The sequence below is a fragment of the Microbacterium sp. TWP3-1-2b2 genome, from assembly GCF_049896145.1.
In the GTDB taxonomy this organism is placed as follows: domain Bacteria; phylum Actinomycetota; class Actinomycetes; order Actinomycetales; family Microbacteriaceae; genus Microbacterium.
This window is the reverse complement of sequence record NZ_JAFCTS010000001.1, coordinates 2,324,370-2,342,933: the sequence shown is the minus strand read 5'-3', so window position 1 is coordinate 2,342,933 and position 18,564 is coordinate 2,324,370. Positions and strand designations below refer to the sequence as shown.

Annotated in this window: 16 protein-coding genes; 12 read left to right on the top strand and 4 right to left on the bottom strand. The window is 67.4% G+C overall.

Going from position 1 to position 18,564, the window contains the following annotated elements; translation table 11 throughout:
• Window positions 1-2: 2 nt before the first annotated feature.
• Window positions 3-1,037, bottom strand: coding sequence for an FUSC family protein (locus tag ACP7AR_RS11495; RefSeq protein ID WP_426185813.1), 1,035 nt, complete (start codon window positions 1,035-1,037; stop codon window positions 3-5).
• Window positions 1,038-1,169: 132 nt separating this feature from the next.
• Between ACP7AR_RS11495 and ACP7AR_RS11490 the strand changes: the two genes are divergently transcribed.
• The 6 genes from ACP7AR_RS11490 to ACP7AR_RS11465 are packed head-to-tail and all read left to right on the top strand — an operon-like array spanning window position 1,170 to window position 7,183.
• On the top strand, window positions 1,170-2,252 hold the full coding sequence (locus ACP7AR_RS11490) for an iron-siderophore ABC transporter substrate-binding protein (protein WP_426185811.1): 1,083 nt from the start codon (window positions 1,170-1,172) through the stop codon (window positions 2,250-2,252).
• Complete coding sequence (locus ACP7AR_RS11485) at window positions 2,249-3,295, top strand: FecCD family ABC transporter permease (RefSeq protein ID WP_426185809.1); 1,047 nt, start codon at window positions 2,249-2,251, stop codon at window positions 3,293-3,295. The genes ACP7AR_RS11490 and ACP7AR_RS11485 overlap by 4 nt, the downstream gene beginning before the upstream one ends.
• Before the next feature lie 32 nt (window positions 3,296-3,327).
• Window positions 3,328-4,335 (top strand): FecCD family ABC transporter permease, encoded by a 1,008-nt coding sequence (locus ACP7AR_RS11480; protein WP_426187732.1) that lies wholly within the window; start codon window positions 3,328-3,330, stop codon window positions 4,333-4,335.
• The gene (locus ACP7AR_RS11475; protein WP_426185807.1) at window positions 4,332-5,132 is read left to right on the top strand and encodes an ABC transporter ATP-binding protein; all 801 of its coding nucleotides are present in this window, start codon (window positions 4,332-4,334) and stop codon (window positions 5,130-5,132) included. The genes ACP7AR_RS11480 and ACP7AR_RS11475 overlap by 4 nt, the downstream gene beginning before the upstream one ends.
• On the top strand, window positions 5,122-6,090 hold the full coding sequence (locus ACP7AR_RS11470) for a siderophore-interacting protein (RefSeq protein ID WP_426185805.1): 969 nt from the start codon (window positions 5,122-5,124) through the stop codon (window positions 6,088-6,090). Before ACP7AR_RS11475 ends, ACP7AR_RS11470 begins: the two co-directional genes overlap by 11 nt.
• Before the next feature lie 55 nt (window positions 6,091-6,145).
• Complete coding sequence (locus ACP7AR_RS11465; RefSeq protein WP_426185803.1) at window positions 6,146-7,183, top strand: DUF998 domain-containing protein; 1,038 nt, start codon at window positions 6,146-6,148, stop codon at window positions 7,181-7,183.
• Window positions 7,184-7,224: 41 nt separating this feature from the next.
• Here the strand turns inward: ACP7AR_RS11465 and ACP7AR_RS11460 are convergent, their stop codons facing one another.
• Window positions 7,225-8,052: a hypothetical protein gene (locus ACP7AR_RS11460; RefSeq protein ID WP_426185801.1), complete on the bottom strand. Its 828-nt coding sequence runs from the start codon at window positions 8,050-8,052 to the stop codon at window positions 7,225-7,227.
• 139 nt (window positions 8,053-8,191) lie between these two features.
• Between ACP7AR_RS11460 and putP the strand changes: the two genes are divergently transcribed.
• A complete protein-coding gene (gene putP / locus ACP7AR_RS11455; RefSeq protein WP_426185799.1) occupies window positions 8,192-9,724 on the top strand; it encodes a sodium/proline symporter PutP in 1,533 nt (510 codons plus the stop codon).
• Window positions 9,725-9,785: 61 nt separating this feature from the next.
• Here the strand turns inward: putP and ACP7AR_RS11450 are convergent, their stop codons facing one another.
• On the bottom strand, window positions 9,786-10,628 hold the full coding sequence (locus tag ACP7AR_RS11450) for an alpha/beta fold hydrolase (RefSeq protein WP_426185797.1): 843 nt from the start codon (window positions 10,626-10,628) through the stop codon (window positions 9,786-9,788).
• A gap of 97 nt (window positions 10,629-10,725) precedes the next feature.
• On the opposite strand from ACP7AR_RS11450, the gene ACP7AR_RS11445 reads away from it, so the two are divergent.
• Window positions 10,726-11,283, top strand: a complete 558-nt coding sequence (locus ACP7AR_RS11445; RefSeq protein WP_426185795.1) for a TetR/AcrR family transcriptional regulator — start codon at window positions 10,726-10,728, stop codon at window positions 11,281-11,283.
• 68 nt (window positions 11,284-11,351) lie between these two features.
• On the opposite strand, the gene ACP7AR_RS11440 is transcribed toward ACP7AR_RS11445, so the two are convergent.
• Window positions 11,352-11,603 (bottom strand): hypothetical protein, encoded by a 252-nt coding sequence (locus ACP7AR_RS11440; RefSeq protein ID WP_426185793.1) that lies wholly within the window; start codon window positions 11,601-11,603, stop codon window positions 11,352-11,354.
• A 111-nt stretch (window positions 11,604-11,714) separates the two neighbouring features.
• Between ACP7AR_RS11440 and ACP7AR_RS11435 the strand changes: the two genes are divergently transcribed.
• Genes ACP7AR_RS11435 through ACP7AR_RS11420 form a run of 4 tightly spaced genes read left to right on the top strand, consistent with a single transcriptional unit; the run spans window position 11,715 to window position 18,563 of the window.
• Window positions 11,715-14,567 carry an ATP-binding protein gene (locus ACP7AR_RS11435; protein ID WP_426185791.1) on the top strand — a complete coding sequence of 951 codons (2,853 nt, stop codon included), beginning with the start codon at window positions 11,715-11,717 and terminating at the stop codon, window positions 14,565-14,567.
• A gap of 50 nt (window positions 14,568-14,617) precedes the next feature.
• Window positions 14,618-15,457 (top strand): ABC transporter ATP-binding protein, encoded by an 840-nt coding sequence (locus ACP7AR_RS11430; RefSeq protein ID WP_426185789.1) that lies wholly within the window; start codon window positions 14,618-14,620, stop codon window positions 15,455-15,457.
• 26 nt (window positions 15,458-15,483) lie between these two features.
• Window positions 15,484-16,515, top strand: a complete 1,032-nt coding sequence (locus ACP7AR_RS11425; protein ID WP_426185787.1) for an ABC transporter substrate-binding protein — start codon at window positions 15,484-15,486, stop codon at window positions 16,513-16,515.
• The gene (locus tag ACP7AR_RS11420) at window positions 16,512-18,563 is read left to right on the top strand and encodes an iron ABC transporter permease (protein ID WP_426185785.1); all 2,052 of its coding nucleotides are present in this window, start codon (window positions 16,512-16,514) and stop codon (window positions 18,561-18,563) included. Before ACP7AR_RS11425 ends, ACP7AR_RS11420 begins: the two co-directional genes overlap by 4 nt.
• Window position 18,564 lies beyond the last annotated feature (1 nt).

Below are 18,564 nucleotides of genomic sequence, written 5' to 3'. Positions count from 1 at the left end.
CGTCACTCTTCTCCGACGAGCTCGCCACGGATGCGGCGCAGGTCTTCCATGAGCGAGCCGATGAGGATCCAATGACCGGATGCCGGCGGCTTCACCCGCAGCGGCGCGGTCAGCGCCGGGATGGCGGAGGTCTCAGAGGAAGGCTCCGGCGCGACATCGGCGACCTGCACCGCGAGGCGCACGTCGTGGCCGGCGCGGCGCAGCTGTTCGGCGATGGCGTGCACTGTCGGCTCATCGGCGAGGGAATCGTCGTAGTGGTCGAAATACGCACGGGTCATGCCGATCACCTGGGTCACGATCGGAGACAACTTCTCCAGGAGTGCTCGCATCTCACGAAGGTCACCGCGCTGGGATCGGCGTGGGTTGAGGGTCAGCGATTCCTCACCTGCCGTGATGGATGCTTCGGCCGCCGCCTGCATCGGGCGCAGCAGCCGCGCCTCGAGCATCAGCCCCTGCAGCTGCGCCGGTGTCTGCGAGGTGAGCAGCGCCGCCGCAAGGCGGTCGAGGCTGGCGGCGATCTCGGCACCCAGCAGCCCAAGGTCGCGCCGCGCGGGTGCGGTGAGCACGGGCGGCACGATCAGGGCGTTGACGATGATTCCGATCGCGACGCCGATCAGTGTTTCGATGATGCGATCAAGCGCGTATTGGGGGCTGGACGATCCGAGCGCGAGCACGAGCATCGCGGAGATCGCGACCTGGTTCCCCATGCCCGGTGTCGCACGGAACGCCCACGCCACCAGCATCGCGACCACGATCGCGAGCAGGACCACCCAGCTCTGCGGACCCAGCAGAAGGCTGAGCCCTGTGGCGATCACGACGCCGACGATCACGCCGAGGCTGCGCTCGATCGCCTTGGCGAACGACTGATTCACGCTCGGCAGCACCACGAGCAGGGCGGCGATCGCGGCGAACACCGGCAGGGGGCCTGGAATGAGCCAGCCCGCGATCAGCCAGGCGCCGATCGTCGCGACCGCCGACTTCACGACCTGCAGCAGGGGAGCGCGTTTCGCGCTGCGCACCGCCGATGTCATCCGCATGCACCCACGTTAGCCCCGGCGATATCGGCCGACCCGTATGAGGTGACCCTAACTCTCTGATAAATTAGGGCAGGCTTACCAAAGCATCCGGCGCTCTTCGTGCCAGCCCCCATCTACCCGAAAGGGAAACCCGTGCGCATCTCTCGTCTCCTGGGCCTCGGCGCAGTCGCTGCCCTGACCGTCGGCCTCGCGGCCTGCTCCACCCCCGCGGCCACCGACGGTTCGGACTCCGACTCGCTTATCGGCACGAACCCGGCATCCGCCGACGCGTTCCCGGTCACCATCGAGCACGTCTACGGCGAGACCACGATCAGCGAGAAGCCCGACCGCATCGCGACCGTCAACTGGGCCAACCACGAGGTTCCGCTCGCACTCGGCGTCGTGCCGGTCGGAATGAGCAAGGTCGCCTGGGGTGACGATGACGACAACGGCGTGCTGCCGTGGGTCGAGGACACGCTCGACGAGCTCGGGATCGACGTGTCGCTGATGGGCGACAAGGATGCCGAGAAGGCCGGCGAGGTGCCGGTGCTGTTCGACGAGGCCGACGGCATCGACTTCGAGGCCGTCGCTGACACCGCTCCGGACGTCATCCTCGCCTCGTACTCCGGTCTCACGCAGGAGGACTACGACACCCTCTCGAAGATCGCACCTGTCGTGGCCTTCCCCGAGGTCGCGTGGGGCACATCAGTGCAGGACATGATCACCCTGAACTCCGAGGCGATCGGACTCGCCGACGAAGGTGAGGCTCTCATCGAAGACCTCGACGCCCAGACGCAGGCTGCGCTCGACGCTCACCCGGCGCTGAAGGAGTCGAAGCTTCTCTTCACCTATATCGACCCGACCGATCTCAGCCAGGTCGGCTACTACACGCGCATCGACACCCGCCCAGGGTTCCTCCTCGACCTCGGCTTGCCCGAGGCGCAGATCGTCGCGGACAACGCCGACAGCACCGACTTCTATCTGATGGTCAGTGCCGAGGAGGTCGAGAAGTTCGACGACGTCGACGTGTTCATCACCTACGGCGACGAGTCGATCATCCCCCTGCTCCAGGCCGATCCGCTGCTGAGCAAGATCCCCGCGGTCGCCGCCGGGAACATCGCAGTCCTGCCTGACGCGTCGCCGATGGCGAACTCCGCGAACCCGTCGCCGTTGTCGATCCCGTGGGGCATCGACGACTACTTCGCGATCCTCGAGGCCCCGCTGCTCGACGAGTGACTTCAGCCGCCACGACCTCGACGTCGGGCGCCGCGAACATGCGGCGTCCGGCGTCGGTGCGTGTGCTCTGGCTGCTGATCGGCGTCGGAGTGATCCTCGTCCTCGGCATCCTGTCCGTCTCGTTCGGCGTGCGCACCGTGTCGCTCGACGACATCCTCGCCGCGCTCAGCGGCCACGATGACACCGTCGCCCAGGCGGCGATCATCAAGAGGATCCCGCGCACGGTGCTCGCCATCCTCGTCGGCGCCGCGCTCGCACTCTCCGGCGCGGCCATGCAGGCTGTGACCCGAAACCCCATCGCCGACCCCGGCATCCTCGGAGTCACGAACGGCGCATCGCTCGCCGTCGTCTTCGGGATCGCGTTCTTCGGCATCTCGAGCGCGTACGGGTACATGCTGCTCGCCATCCTCGGCGCGGCGATCGCTGCCGTCTTCGTGTACACGGTCGGCTCCCTCGGCCGCGGCGGCGCGACCCCGCTCAAACTCGCGCTCGCCGGAGCCGCCACCTCGGCCGCTCTCGGCTCACTGATCAGCGCGATCATGCTGCCCCGCGTCGACCTGCTGCAGACGTACCAGTCCTGGCAGGTCGGCGGCGTCGGAGGTGCGGAGTGGCCGCGCATCGCGATCACCGCTCCCGTGCTCGCACTCGGTGCGCTCATCTGCTTCATGTGCGCGCGGGGCATGAACTCCCTCGCCCTCGGCGATGACATGGCGGCCGGTCTCGGTGAGCGCGTGTTCCGCACACGACTGATCTCGGCGCTCGGCGCCGTGATCCTTGCGGGTGCGGCGACGGCGATCGCCGGCCCGATCGGCTTCGTCGGTCTCGTCATCCCTCACATGTGCCGGATGCTGATCGGCACTGACCACCGCTGGCTGCTGCCCTTCTCCGCACTCGGAGGGGCGGCACTGCTGCTCGCGAGCGACATCATCGGCCGCGTGATCGCGCCGTCTTCGGAGGAGATCCAGGTCGGCATCATCACCGCCGTCATCGGCGCCCCGTTCTTCATCTGGATCGTCCGCCGCCAGAAGGTGCGTGAACTGTGACGATTCTGCAGACGAAGGGTCCGGCGGCGATCATGGCCGGCCGTCGCGCACGCCACCGTCGTCACGCCGTGGCCACGATCGTGCTCGGCGTGCTGCTGTTCGCGCTCGCCGCGGTCGCCCTGATGTTCGGCAACTCGTTCTACACGCCGGGTGAGATCATCCGCGTGATGCTGGGTGAGACCGTACCGGGGGCATCCTTCACCGTCGGCGAACTGCGCCTTCCGCGCACCGCACTCGCGATCCTCGCCGGCTTCGCGTTCGGGATCGCCGGAGTCACGTTCCAGACGTTGCTGCGCAATCCGCTGGCCTCGCCGGACATCATCGGCATCACAGAGGGCGCGAGTGCCGCTGCTGTCGTCGGCATCGTCGCGCTCGGGCTGAGCGGGCCCGCCGTCTCGGCGATGGCACTCGGCGGAGCGCTGATCACCGCGATCGCGATCTACCTGCTCTCGAACAAGGGCGGCTTCTCCGGCATCCGCCTGATCCTGATCGGCATCGGAGTCGCCGCGATGCTGCAGAGCGTCGTGTCCTATGTGCTCTCGCGCGCGGCGGACTGGGACATCCAGATGGCGATGCGCTGGATCACCGGAAGCCTGAACAATGCCGCGTGGGATGACGTCATCCCCCTCGCGATCGCCAGTGTCGCCATTGTGCCCTTCCTGTTCAGCCAGGCGAAGGCGCTCGGGATGCTGCAACTCGGCGACGACTCGGCCTCCGGCCTCGGTGTGCGCGTGACGGTGACGCGGCTGATGTTCATCATCGGCGCGGTCGCGCTGCTCGCGTTCGCGACGGCCGGCACCGGCCCGATCGCGTTCGTGGCGTTCATGGCCGGGCCCATCGCCGCCCGCATCACCGGCCCCGGCGCGAACCTGCTGCTGCCATCCGCCTTCGTCGGGGCCGTTCTCGTGCTCGGCGGCGACCTGATCGGTCAGTTCGCGTTCGATGCGCGCTACCCGGTCGGCGTCATCACCGGCGTGCTCGGCGCCCCGTACCTGATCTACCTGCTCATCCGCACCAACCGCTCCGGAGGCTCTCTGTGACTGAGGCACACACACTGACAGCGGAGGCGGTCACCCTCTCCTACGGTGACCGCACCGTCATCGAGGGGCTCGACCTCGTGGTCGCACCGGGGAAGATCACGTCGATCGTCGGAGCGAACGGATGCGGCAAGTCGACGCTGCTGCGCTCCCTCGCGCGGTTGCTGTCACCGGCATCCGGTCAGATCGTCCTCGACGGTCAGTCGGTGCACTCCAGGCCCACCAAGGAGGTCGCCCGCGTTCTCGGCCTGCTGCCGCAGTCGCCGATCGCTCCGGAGGGTATCGCCGTGGCCGACCTGGTCGGGCGGGGGCGGCATCCGCATCAGAAGGTGCTCGCTCGCTGGACTTCACACGATTACGAGGTCGTCGCCGATGCGCTCGCCGCGACAGGGATCACGGACCTCGCCGACCGCAGCGTCGACGAACTCTCCGGCGGGCAGCGTCAGCGCGTGTGGATCGCGATGGCGCTCGCGCAGGAGACCGACATCCTGCTGCTCGACGAGCCGACCACATTCCTCGATGTCGCCCATCAGGTCGAGGTGCTCGATCTGCTCACCGACCTCAGCGTCTCGCGCGGCACGACGATCGTCATGGTGCTGCACGACCTCAATCTCGCCGCCCGCTACTCCGACGAACTCGTCGCGATGCGCAGCGGAAAGGTGCACGCCCTCGGTGCACCGGACGACATCCTCACTCACACGCTGGTCGAAGAGGTCTTCGGCATGGCGAACCAGATCACCACCGACCCGGTTTCCGGGAAGCCGATGGTGACACCGATCGGAAGGCATCATGTCCGCTGACACCACCACCCGCGTCCGTCCCGCGTACGTCCTTGCCCGCGCCGAGGTGCGCGCCGTCGACCGCGTGTCGCCGAACTTCGTGCGCGTCACATTCGGTGGCATCGACTTCGAAGAGTTCGGCACCCCAGGAGATGTCTACGACGCACGCATCAAACTGGTCTTCCCGCCGGCATCCGGCATCCTCCCCGATCTCGACCGTGACAACGACGACTGGTGGGGCGCCTATCTCGCCGTTCCCGAGGAGGAACGCGGGTCGATGCGCACCTATTCGGTGCGCGAGCTTCGCGTGCTCCCGGCCGCTGAGTCGGTCGACGCGTCCTCGACCGAAGTCGTCGTGGACTTCGTGCTGCATCTCGCACCGGGTCTCACCGGACCCGCCTCCCTGTGGGCGAGCGCGGCGACCGTGGGCGACGAGCTCTGGATGGTCGGGCCGCGCCGCGGCCGAGAGGACCGCAGCGGCATCGAGTACGCGCCCGGTTCCGCCTCTTCTGTGATGCTGGTCGGCGATGAGACCGCAGCACCGGCGATCGCCCGCATCCTGGAAGACGCTCCGCGTGACCTGCGCGGTCTCGCTTTCATCGAGGTTCCGACGGCTGAAGACATCCTGCCGATCGACGCTCCGGAAGGCGTCGAGGTGCACTGGCTGCCGCGCGGCGATGCCGCACACGGGCTGCGCCTCATCCCCACGGTGCTCGACTGCCTCGGCGACACGGGCCACACCGAGATCGTCGTGCAGGATGCCGACGGTGAGGAGATGGTCTGGGAGACCCCGGACTACTCGGGCAGCGGCGAGGAGGTCGCCTCTTCGCCGGACGGAGCAGACCGGTACTTCTGGATCGCGGGCGAGAGCGGAGTCGTCACGACGTTGCGCCGGCACCTGGTGAAGGACCTCGGCATCGACCGCTCGCAGGTCGCCTTCATGGGCTACTGGCGACGCGGCGTCGCCATGCGCGGCTGAGCTCTCTGCGTCGGCGGGTCATGGTTCGATGGGGGACATGGACCAGGAGCTGCAGATGAGGCGCGAAACGCGAGCGATCTGGGCCACGGTCAGCTGCTTCCTCCTCGGTGCCGGTGCCGGCACAGCGGTGCTGTGGGGCAATCCGCGGCCGATCGCCGGTGACGGCTCCGTCGGGATCCCGGCGGCGATGGTCGCTGGTGTGATCGCCGCCGCCTCCTTCGTCGTCAGCACCTTCCTGCACCGCCGCGGCGAGCACGCGGCGATGCCGCACTGGCAGCGGATCATCTCCGCATCATCGGCGGTGGCACTGACCATCGCGTTCGCGGGAGTGTCTGCACTGGGCGTGCTGCTGGCGAGCGAAGTGCTCGGCGTCGGACTGCAAGGGGTAGAGCTGCCGGCACTGGGCGGCGGTATCGTCACCGGGGTCGCGAGCGCGGTCTCCGGCAGGCTCGCGTTCGGCGCCGGCATCGGGCTGCGTACGGCGGATCTCGCGACCCTTCTGTTCACCTATCTCGTGATCGGCACACTGTTCGCGATGCTCACCGCCGCAGACCCGCAGTGGTGGGAGACGAACTTCTCACAACTGGGCATCGGAAGCGGGGCATGGGCGTTCAACGGCACGCTCGTCGTCGCGGGCATCCTCACCGGCACCGTCGGCACGTACATCGGTCGTGATCTGCACCGAATCCTCGGCGATGGTGCGCTGGGTCGGATCGCGTGGGTGGTGGTGCTCTGGGTGGCGACCGGCGCAGCGCTCGCTGGAGTCGGGCTGTTCCCGCAGGAGAACATCGTGGTGGTGCACAACATCGCCGCCGTCTCGACTCTCGTGCTGTTCGTCGCGGCCGGAGTGCTCACGACGACAGTGATGCCTGGGCCGCCACAACCTCTGTTGATGACGACGGTGGGCGTCGCGCTGCTGCTCATCATCGCCTTCGTACTGGCCGATGTCTTCGACCTGTACTCGCTCACGGTGCTCGAGGCGATCGTGATCGGTCTCGGACTGCTCTGGCTCACGACGCTGGTGCGCGTGCTCGCGGTGCTGACACCGGAGATCGCCCGTCCGTCCGCGCGCGGCTCACTGCTGCACGGCTGAGCGCGGGGCCGAGACCGCATGATCGCGCTGGGTCGACAGGATCATGAGGAGAGCAGAGTCTTGTACTCGCCGCTCAGAGAGGAACCCGTTCCCAGCGGCATGCCAGACCTGCGGTACTGCGTGCAGGTGCACAGACCGAGTGCGATGAGGACGCTGCCCCCGCCGACCGTCGCGGTGATACTGACAGCACTGCCGAAGGTCATCGCGAGCGGCGATAGTCCGAGAAACATGCCTCCGAGTGCGACCAGCCAGACGTCCGCACGCCAGAAGGCGGAGAAGTTCCACCAGAAGAGGGATGTCGTCGCCGGGGTGCCGAGGCGGCGGACAGCTGCCAGATACCAGGCTTTCTTGAACAGCGACCCGAGGAGGGCGCCGGTGAGAAGAGCGGCCAGCCCACCGTAGACGCCGATCACGAAAGTCGCGTCCGAGTCGGCGTCGAGACTTGACCAGCCCGGGCCCTGGGGTGCGCTTTTCACAGCCCAGGGCAATACTGCGAACATCACCGTCGCCCACGCGGCCGCAGCGCCGAGAACCCACGCGAGATGGATCGGAAGCTTCAGCGGTCGGAAGATCGCGACATTCGTGTTCTTCCCCTTGAAAATCGTTCCTCGTCGCAGCAGCTCACCCACGAACGTCAGGCATCCCCCAATGAAGAATGCTGCCATCGAGGGCAGCAGCATCTCGACGACCGTCGGGTATTCATCGACGAAAGGAAGGGCAACACCCCCCGGCGCATCCTCGATGACGACAGCGCCGTAGATGACAGCCAAGGACAATCCCGTCACTGATGCGATGAGCCCCAGTCCGAGCAACACCCACCAGAATGTACGGGGAATGAGCTCTTCGTCCCGCGATCTCTTGCCCATCATGCGTTCCCCTGACGACCGTGCCGAGCCTCTACCTTGTCACGCGTCGAGTGGTAGGACGCGCCAAGGCCTGGTCACCGGCATCCGTCCCTGAGAGGATCGAGGTACGACCACTGCACTGATCTGCAGGGAAGGGACGACGATGTCCGACCAGATATTCATCTTCATCGCGCTGGGGCTGTACTTCGCAGCCATGCTCGTCATCGGCTATCTGGCGTTCCGCCGGACGACCGACCACGAGGACTACATGCTCGGCGGCCGCGATCTTCCGGCCTGGGTGGCGGCGCTCAGCGCCGGAGCATCAGACATGTCCGGGTGGTTGGTGATGGGGCTGCCCGGCGCGATCTACCTGTCCGGACTCATCGAAGCATGGATCGCCGTCGGCCTCACGATCGGGGCGTACCTGAACTGGCTTCTCGTCGCGCCGCGCCTGCGCGCGTACACGCAGGTGTCGCGCAACTCGATCACGGTGCCGAGCTTCTTCGAGAACAGACTGCGTGACCCGTCCCGTCTGCTGCGCACTCTCGCCGGCGTCGTGATCCTTGTCTTCTTCACGCTGTACATCTCCAGCGGCATGGTCGCCGGTGGCTTCTTCTTCGAGACCTCCTTCAACTCCGACTATCTGCTCGGCGTCGCTCTGGTCGGAGGCGTGACCCTGCTCTATACGCTCTTCGGCGGATTCCTCGGCGCATCGTTCACCGATGTCGTGCAGGGTCTGATGATGGTGATCGCGCTGGTGGTCATTCCGGTCGCGGCCGTCATCGCCGTCGGCGGCTTCGGAGAGCTCGGCGCATACGTCGACGACCTCGCGCCGAACCACCTGTCGCTCATCGGCGGAACCGCACTGACCGGTGGCGCGATCCTCGCGATAGTCTCATCGCTCGCCTGGGGTCTGGGCTACTTCGGCCAGCCGCACATCATCGTGCGGTTCATGGCACTGCGCAACCCGGGCGAGGCGAAGTCCGCTCGCCGAATCGGCATGACGTGGATGATCATCTCCTTGGTCGGCGCGGTGTTCTCCGGTTTCGTCGGAGTGGCGTACATGGCAGCCAATGGCATCGACCTCGCCAACCCCGAGACCGTCGTGCTGGTGATGGCTCAGACACTGCTGCATCCGTTCGTCGCCGGTCTCGTCCTCGCAGCGGTGCTGGCCGCGATCATGAGCACGATATCGAGCCAGTTGATCGTGGCATCGTCGGCGCTCGTCGAAGACCTCTTCCGGGTCGTGAAGAAGGAGCCGTCGCCCAAGTTGCTTGTGCTTCTCGGACGACTCACGGTGCTCGGCGTCGGGATCATCGCCGCGCTGCTGGCGCTCGTCCCGAACGACACGATTCTCGGACTCGTGTCCTTCGCATGGGCGGGGTTCGGTGCGGCGTTCGGCCCGTTGATCCTGCTCAGCCTGTTCTGGCGCAAGCTCACCAACTGGGGTGCGCTGGCCGGAATGTTCGTCGGCGCCGCCGGGGTCTTCGTCTGGAAGGCCGTATGGCCGCAGATGTACGAATTGCTGCCTGCCTTCATCTGCGCGATGCTCGTGGCGGTCGTCGTGAGCCTGCTCACCCACCGCGACGGATCCGAGCGGCAGAACGAGATCCTGCAGGAGTTCACCGACACGGGAACGCTGCTGACGGTGAACGGTGTCGGGCGCGGAGCGCGCACCGACCGCATGACGCCGTGAGGTGACCAGACAGGAGCGGGGACGGATGCCGTGGCACCCGTCCCCGCTCCTGTCTGCGTCCCTACTTGCCCAGGAACTCCTTCAGTGCGGCGTTGACCTCGTCGGCGTGCGTCCAGAGCAGTCCGTGCGGTGCGCCTTCGACCTCGACGTACTCGGCGTCGGGCACGGCCTGGTGGAAGCGGCGTGCGGTGGCGTCGATCGGAAGGATGTTGTCCGCGGTGCCGTGCAGGATCAGCGTCGGCTTGCCGGCCGCGCGGACCGCTTCGACGTCGCCGCGGAAGTCCTCGATCCATGACGAGACCACGGCGTAGGCCGCGACCGGCGCGCTGCTGATCGCGACGTTCCAGCTACCGTCGACCGCCTGCTGGCTGATGCGCGAGCCGAGGTTCTCATCGAGGTTGTAGAAGTTCTTGTAGAAGTCCGTGTACCAGGCGAACCGGTCGCCCTTCGCTGCGGCCTCGATCCCGTCGAAGACCTCCTGCGGCACACCCTCCGGGTTGTCATCGCGCTGCACGAGGAACGGCTCGAGCGATGCGAGGAAGGCGAGCTTCGCGACCCGCTCGTGCCCGTAGCGAGACACGTAGCGGGCGAGTTCGCCCGTGCCCATAGAGAAGCCGACCAGCACGACGTCACGCAGGTCGAGCGTCTCGAGCACGGTGTTCAGGTCGGCGGCGAAGGTGTCGTAGTCGTACCCGGTGGCGACCTTAGATGACTGGCCGAAACCACGGCGGTCGTATGTGATGACGCGGTAGCCGTTCGCGAGCAGCTCGCGCGTCTGCCGTTCCCAGCTGTGTCCGTCGAGCGGGTAGCCGTGGATGAGGACGACCGGCTGGCCGGCGCCCTGGTCTTCGTAGTAGAGCTCTACAGGAGCGGAGTTCTCGGTGCCGACGTTGATGTACCCCATGGTTCTGCCTTTCTGGAAGGGAGTGGAGAACGGTCGTTCTCCGCCGTTGATCACAAATGTAGAGAACGATCGTTCTCTTGTCAAGTACCATGGACTTATGTATTCGGAGAATTCACGAGAGCGCATCCTCGACGCGGCCGAGGAGCTCTACTACGCCAAGGGGTACGCGGCTGTCGGCATGGACGAGCTGCGCGCGGCGGCCGGTGTGTCGCTGAAGCGCGTCTACGCACTGTTCCCTTCGAAGAACGACATCATCAAGGCGGTTCTCGAGCGCAAGCACGACGAGTGGGAGAGCATGCTCACCGGCGCGGTGACGGCCGCAGGTGACGACCCAAGAGCGAGATTGCTCGCCGTTTACGACTTCCTTCAGAGCTGGTTCAGTACCGACGACTTCCGCGGTTGCGCATTCATCAATGCGTTCGGTGAACTCGGCGGCACCGTGCCAGAGGTCGCCCAGATCGTGCGTGAGCACAAAGAGTCGTTCCAGGAGTACATGGCGCAGCTCGTCGCCGAGACCGGAGCACCTGCTGTCCTTGCGGCGCAGTTGTCGATTCTCGCCGAGGGTGCTCAGAGCACGGCCGCGATCTCCGCCGATCCTCTCGTCGCGGTGCAGGCACGCGGGGCGGCGGAGGTTCTCATCGCCGCGACCGTCTGAGGTCGGCGCCCGTCGGAAATAGGGCATCTGCCCGATGTGAGCGGGGTGCCTTAGAGCGAAGTGTTGACTCAGCGCATCAGGTCGAAGCGCAGCAGAGGAGTCAGCAGCATGTTCGAGCACCCGGCCATCACATACGACGCCATCGTCGCCGAGCGGGAGCGAGTGGATCGCGCCAATGAGCTGCGGCGCATCATCGCCGAGAACCCATCGAGGGTGGTGATGCGCGAGCGTCCCCTCGTTTCCTGGATACGCAAGTGGTTCGGGGCTCGACGAGCGGATGTCGCGGCATCGAGCACGCCCGCCGACAGCCAACGCGTCATCAGCGAACAGCCTGCACGGCCGGCGCACGCGCGATGAACTTGATCGCGGTGAGCGCGCGTGCGACCGCGATCGCCGCCCCTGATGTCCGTCGCGCGTGGCACCATGATGTGGTGACGGTTCCCACGGACAGCACGGCGATGGTGGGTCGCGACGCCGACCTCGACGAGTTGCGGCGAGCCTTCGAGCGGGCATCAGGCGGCGAACCTTCTGCGGTACTCATCGAGGGTGAGGCCGGCATCGGCAAGACGCGTCTGCTGCGGGAGTTCTTGGGCGATGTGGCGGCCAGTGCCGACGTCCACGTCGGCCGCTGCCTCGACCTCGGAACCGCTCGCTCCGCATACGGCCCGCTCATCAGCATCCTTCGCTCGATCGTCGGACGGACAGGCGTGGCCGAAGCGCGGGCCGCGGTCGGCGTCGGTGCGGAGGCGCTGCGCATGCTCGTCCCCGAACTCGGCGACGGCGCGCCGCAGCGAGAGCTCACGAGCCCCGACGCGCTGCGCGGCGCGGTCATCACCTTGATCGAGGCAGCTGCAGAGCGTGCGCCGCAGGTCATCGTGATCGAAGACGTGCACTGGACCGACGACTCCACCTTGGGCATGCTCTCGTTCCTGCTGCGCACCCTGCAGTCCGGTCGCGTGCTCGTGGTCATCACCTGCCGCAGCGATGACGTGCGGCGCGGCGACGCCGTGAGCCGATTCATCGCCGAGACGTCGCGCGCGCGCCTCATCGAGCGACTCCCCCTGCATCGCCTGGATGCGAACGCCACGCGGCAACTGGTCCGACAGATCGCCGGCGACGCGCTCACCGAGTCCGCTCTGGAGCGACTGATGGAACGGGTCGAGGGCGTGCCGTTCTTCATCGAAGAGGTCGCATGCTGCGCGGCCGGGCCGCTTCCCGACTCGCTGCGCGACATGCTGCTCGTGCGGTTCGATCAGCTCGACGACGATGCGCGGCACGTCGTCCGCGTCGCGTCAGGTGCCGAGGGGATGCTGTCGCACACACTGCTCGCCGAACTCGCTCGGCTCCCCGACGACCGCTTCGACGACGCCATCCGAGCGGCGGTGCAGGGCGGCATGCTCTCGGTCGATGACGATCAGTACGCCTTCCGGCACGCTCTGCTGCGCGAGGCGGTGCATGACGATCTGCTGCCAGGGGAGCGCGCACGACTTCATCGCGCATACGCCGAGGTGCTCGAAGCACGTGCGGCGCTTCTCGATCGCTGCGATCGGTCCTCGCTCGCGCACCATTGGAGACTCGCCCAGGTACCGGATCGCGCACTGACCGCCTCGATCGCCGCGATGCAGGAGGCCAAGTCCCGGTTCGCCTTCGCGAGCGCAGCCCGCTTCGGAGAACTCGCCCTTGAGCTGTGGGAACAGGTGCCGGATGCGGAGACGGTCGTCGGCTCGGCGCACGTGCACCTGATGCGGCAGATCGGCTCGATCCTGCGCAACGCGGGTGAGGCGGAGCGTGCGCTGTCCGTGGCCGAGCGTGCACTCGACCTCGTGGACGCAGGGGCCGACGTCGACCCGGCCGAGCACGCACGGCTGCTGCGCGACAAGGCGCAGTACCGCAGCAATCTCGGACTGCCGGGCTCGAAAGAGCTCTACGTGCAGGCCCTGGAGATCGTCGACGCGGCGGTCGACGACGACCGTCTGCATGCGACTCTTCTCAACCAGATCGCCGGCAAGCACATGCTCGCGTCGATGCCGCGCGAGGCGATCATCACAGCGACGCGGGCGCTTGAGATCGCGCAGCAGGCCGATGATCCGTATGAGATCTCCGTGGCGCACAATCTCCGCGGTACGTGCTGGGCGTACCTGGGCCGGCTCGACCAGGCCTTCGCGGACTATCGCGAGGCAGAGCGGTTCGCGGCACTGAGCAACGGCGGCGCCGAACTGCGCTATCAGGTCAACTACTCGGACATCCTCGCGCTGCTCGGGCGTCACCATGAGGCATTCGAGGTGGCTGAGGCCGGGGTGGCGAAGGCGAGAGAGCTGGGCGTCGAACGTGCATCGGGCACCCTCATGGTGCAGAACATGGTCGACCCGCTGCTCACACTCGGCGACCTCGAAGGTGCGAAGGCGCGATTGTCCGTGGTGCCGATCGGTAAGCCTCAGGTGCTCAACGATCAGTACGTCGTGCTCACCCGGATCCGCGTCCTCGCGTGGCAGGGCGAGGTCGACGAGGCCGAGCGCCTGCGCGAGGAGTGGATGCCCTCGCTGCACCGCACCGGCGAACTCGAGCGGCAGGCGTGGTACCGGATCATCGAGAACGAGGTGGCACTCGCTGTCGCTCGCGGGCAATGGTCTGATGCTCTGGGCGCCGTCGTGGCCATGACCGAAGACCAGGGTTTCGTGCTGCTGCACGCGTATCGGCTGCTGCTCGAGTCGGGCTGGCTCGTCGCCGAGGTGCGCGCCGCCGGTCAGAGCACCGATGCGGCCGTGGCTGCGATCCGCCGACTGTGGGCCGAACTGCCGGACGAAGCGCGCGCCGACGATTGGGCGACGATGCTCGACGCGATGCTCACCCCCTCGCGTGAGGCGCTGCGCGCGGCGGTCGACGCCTCCGAGAAGCATGACGTCCCCGCGATCATGCGCGGCGTCACCCGTCTGGAACTGGCGCGGATGCTCGTCGCGTCCGGCGAGCGGGGAGAAGCTCACGCCGTGCTGGCGGAGGCCGCGAAAGTGGCTGCGACGATCGGACACGCTCGGCTTCAGACGAGCATCGCCGAGTTCGGTCGGGCGAGCGGCATCAGTGCAGACGGGCAGACGGGCGACGACCTCGAGCTCACCACTCGAGAGCGTCAGGTGCTGGAACTCGTGGCGGAGGGGCTCAGCAACAAGCAGATCGGTGAGCGGCTCTTCATCAGTGCGAAGACGGCGAGCGTGCATGTCTCGGCGATCCTGCGCAAGCTCGGGGTCGCGACACGAACGGAAGCGGCGCTGGTGATAGCGAGGCGCTGAACGGCGTAACAGATCACGAAGATCGGAGATATAGGTTAGGCTCTCCTAACGTGAGCTCCGACCACCACATCGCGTCCGAAGGCGTACTCCGCGGCGACAACCTCGCCCTCGGCTACCGCAGGGATCGTGTCGTGCACGATGTCTCCCTTCAGCTTCGTCCCGGTGCGGTCACTGCCCTGATCGGTCCGAACGGCAGCGGTAAGTCGACCGTGCTGCGCTCACTCGCTCGGCTTCATCCGGTCGATTCCGGAACCGTCCACGTCGGCGCCACTGAGCTCCGAGCACTCTCCGCACGCGAGTTCGCTCGCACGGTCGCGATGCTCTCGCAGTCGCGGCCGCATCCGTCCGGTCTCGAGATCCGAGACGTCGTCGCTTTCGGTCGGCATCCGCACCGTGGGCGGTTCTCCGGTGTGAGTGATGCCGATCGTGCGGCCATCGACGGCGCACTGGCGCTCACGGGCCTTGGGGAGATGTCCCACCGCGCCGTGGATGAGCTCTCCGGTGGGGAACTGCAGCGCGTGTGGCTGGCGACGTGTCTCGCTCAGGACACCGGCATCCTGCTCCTGGATGAGCCGACCAATCACCTCGACCTGCGATACCAGATCGAGACCCTCGATCTGGTCCGCGATCTCGCCGATCGGGGCACTGCCCTCGGGGTCGTCCTCCATGACCTCGGCCATGCCGCATCCGTCGCCGACGAGGTGATCCTGCTGCACCAGGGTCGTGTCCGCGCCAGCGGCCTCCCCGCCGACGTACTCACCTCGGAGAACCTCTCCGGGGTCTACGGGCTGCACATCGACACCGTCGTCGACGATGAGACAGGCCATGTCCGCGTGCTCCCGCGCGGACGGCACCAACAGCGGCGACTCGTCGGCGCATCGATGTCCTGAACGCAGGACGAGTGAACAGAGGAAGCATGAAGAAGACCCCGATCAGCGCGCTCGCGACCGCCGGCATCCTGGCCCTGGTTCTCGCGGGGTGCGGCACCACTGAAGTCGCCCCGCAGGACAGCGCAGCCCCCGAATCCGTCGCGAGCGAGGATTGCGCCGCGGATGAGACCGCCACCTCCACCGATCCCGTCACGCTCACCGACGACTTCGGCCGCACCGTGGAGCTCGACAAGCCGGCCGAACGCGTCGCCGTGCTCGAGTGGCAGCAGATCGAGGACACCCTGACGCTGTGCGTCACACCCGTCGCCGTGGCCGATGTCGAGGGCTACACGACCTGGGACACTGCAGAGGCACTGCCGGAAGGCGTGGTCGATGTCGGCACGAGGCAAGAGCCGAACCTGGACGCGCTGTTCGCCACGAACCCCGACCTGGTGATCGTCGAGGCAACGGGCCCTGATGACGAGATCATCTCCCAACTCGAGGCCTACGACGTGCCTGTGATCGCCACCATCGGCGCTGACGCCGCAGATCCGATCGCGAAGATGCTCGCCACCTTCGACCTGATCGCGGAGGCCACCGGTCGTGAGGAGCGCGCCGACCTCGTCACGGCCGAGTTCGACGCCCACCTCGCGGACGCCAAGGGCACGCTGGCGGACGCCGACCTTCCCACCACCGACTTCGTGTTCTTCGACGGCTGGATCGACGGCGGCAACGTGGCGCTGCGTCCATTCGGGCAGGGGTCGCTGATCGGCGAGCTGGGCGAGGAGCTCGGTCTCACGAACGCATGGACGGGTGAGGTCGACGCGGCGTACGGCCTCGGGCAGACCGACATCGAGGGCATGCTGGCTGTAGGAGACGCGACTCTGCTGCACACCGGCACCGTGGGCGACGACTCTGACGAGTTCCTCGCGGCGCTAGACGGCAACAGCATCTGGAAGACCGTCCCTGCCGTCGCGGAAGAGCGGATCTACAGCTTCCCGGCGGGCATCTGGACGTTCGGCGGTCCGCGCTCGGCGCAGCAGATCATCGATGCGTACGTCGCGGCACTGAACCAGTGACGCTCACCGAGACGCGCGGCACTCCGACGGAGGCGTCGGCCGCTTCCGTTTCGCGTGCCGCGCGCCTCGGCGCAGTGGGGGCACTCGTCGCCCTCGCAGTGCTGCTCGTGCTCGCGTCGCTGTGGCACCTCACGCAGGGCACCAGCGGCGCGATCTTCGCCGACGAGACGGTGATGTGGGGGTCGAGGATTCCTCGCCTCGCCGCCGGCGTCACGGTAGGCATCGCTCTCGGCGTCGCCGGCACACTGCTGCAGTCGCTGTCACGCAACGCGCTCGCCTCGCCGGATACGCTCGGCGTGACCGCCGGCTCTTATCTGGCCGTCACCGTGATCGCCGCGTTCGGCATCGCGTTGCCGATCTGGGCGTCGGGGACGGTGGCCTTCATCGGCGGTCTGGTCGGTGCCGTGATCGTTCTGGGCCTCGCCGGCGGCGCGGCGTCGTCGACCACACGGCTCGTGCTCGCGGGTTCGGCGCTGGCGATGGCCTTCCAGGCGGGGTCGTCCACGCTGCTCATCCTCTTCTCAGAAGAGACCAAGGGACTGCTGGCGTGGGGCAACGGGTCGCTGACGCAGCTGAATCTGAACGCCTTCCTGCAGGCGGCCCCGGTCGTCGTGCTCGTCCTGGCGGCATCGCTGCTGCTCGCCAGGCGATTCGACGTGCTCGCACTCGGCGATGACACCGCCTCGTCCCTCGGCATCCCGATCCGCTCGACACGGGCCATCGGCATCCTCTTCGCCGTCGCGCTGACCGCCGTCTCCGTGACGCTCGCCGGACCACTCGGCTTCGTCGGGCTGTGCGCCCCCGCGCTCGCCCGATTGCTCACCCGCGTCGTTCCCGGCCTCAGCCGACACGTCTTCCTCCTGCCGGCATCCGGTCTTCTCGGCGCTCTCGTCGTCATCGTCTCGGATGCCGTCCTGCGCGCGATCCTCGGGGCGGAGCAGGCGATCAGCATCCCGACTGGTGTCGCCACCACGCTGCTGGGCGCGCTCGTCCTCGTGCTGATGGCGCGTCGCCTCCGCGACGCCGGCCCCACACGCGAGCCGCCGAAGGTGCGCTTCGGCGTGCGCAGTGCTGCTCGATTCCGGGTCGTGATCGTGATCGTGGGATCGGGCGTACTCGCCGTCAGCCTGGTCGGGCTGCTGCTCGGGCACACCGCGCTGCTGACCGGGGACGTGATGCTGTGGCTGCAGGGTCAGGCTCCGCCGCAGATCGCCTTCGCCCTCTCCGAGCGTGCCCCGCGAGTCGCCGCTGCCCTGTGCGCAGGCGCAGCGCTCGCGCTCGCCGGAACACTGATCCAGGCAGTCAGCCGCAATCCGCTCGCCGATCCAGGCATCCTCGGAGTGACCGGCGGTGCCGGCCTCGGTGCCGTGATCGTCGTGACCAGCGCGGTCGCCTCCACCGCAGGAATGATCGCGGCGGCGGTCGTCGGAGCGCTGCTCGCGTTCGCACTCGTGTACCTGCTCGCCTGGCGCGGCGGCCTGAACGCCGACCGCTTCATCCTCATCGGCATCGGAATCTCGTACGGAGCCTCGGCGCTGACAACGTTCCTGCTGCTGCGCGCCAACCCATGGGACACCCCGAAGATCTACACCTGGCTCTCCGGCACGACATATGGGCGCATCTGGGAACAGGTCATCCCGGTCGCCATCGTGCTGGTCATCGCGCTGCCACTGGCGTTCGCCGTGCGCCGCGAGGCCGACGTGCTCGCCCTGGACGAGGACACCCCTCGACTCATCGGCATCGGCGTGGAGCGTACCCGCATGATCATGCTCGTCGCCGCGGCGGTGCTCGCGGCGCTCAGTGTGACGGCGGTCGGAGTGATCGGCTTCGTCGGACTCGTCGCCCCGCACGCGGCGCGCGCGCTGGTCGGGGCTCGACACAGCCGTGTGATCCCGGTCGCGGTGCTGCTGGGGGCGCTGCTGGTGGGGATGGCTGACACGATCGGTCGCACCATCATCGCCCCCGAGCAGCTGCCCGCGGGGCTCGTCGTCGCTCTGCTGGGTGCTCCGTACTTCGTCTGGCTGCTCTGGCGCTCACGCGACACCTGAG

Bases quoted from the DNA above. Each gene is read 5' to 3' on its own strand.
- ACP7AR_RS11495 (WP_426185813.1), bottom strand. From the start codon at position 1,037: ATGCGGATGACATCGGCGGTGCGCAGCGCGAAACGCGCTCCCCTGCTG.
- ACP7AR_RS11480 (WP_426187732.1), top strand. From the start codon at position 3,328: ATGGCCGGCCGTCGCGCACGCCACCGTCGTCACGCCGTGGCCACGATC.
- ACP7AR_RS11470 (WP_426185805.1), top strand. From the start codon at position 5,122: ATGTCCGCTGACACCACCACCCGCGTCCGTCCCGCGTACGTCCTTGCC.
- ACP7AR_RS11465 (WP_426185803.1), top strand. From the start codon at position 6,146: ATGAGGCGCGAAACGCGAGCGATCTGGGCCACGGTCAGCTGCTTCCTC.
- ACP7AR_RS11460 (WP_426185801.1), bottom strand. From the start codon at position 8,052: ATGATGGGCAAGAGATCGCGGGACGAAGAGCTCATTCCCCGTACATTC.
- putP (WP_426185799.1), top strand. From the start codon at position 8,192: ATGTCCGACCAGATATTCATCTTCATCGCGCTGGGGCTGTACTTCGCA.
- ACP7AR_RS11450 (WP_426185797.1), bottom strand. From the start codon at position 10,628: ATGGGGTACATCAACGTCGGCACCGAGAACTCCGCTCCTGTAGAGCTC.
- ACP7AR_RS11445 (WP_426185795.1), top strand. From the start codon at position 10,726: ATGTATTCGGAGAATTCACGAGAGCGCATCCTCGACGCGGCCGAGGAG.
- ACP7AR_RS11440 (WP_426185793.1), bottom strand. From the start codon at position 11,603: ATGACGCGTTGGCTGTCGGCGGGCGTGCTCGATGCCGCGACATCCGCT.
- ACP7AR_RS11425 (WP_426185787.1), top strand. From the start codon at position 15,484: ATGAAGAAGACCCCGATCAGCGCGCTCGCGACCGCCGGCATCCTGGCC.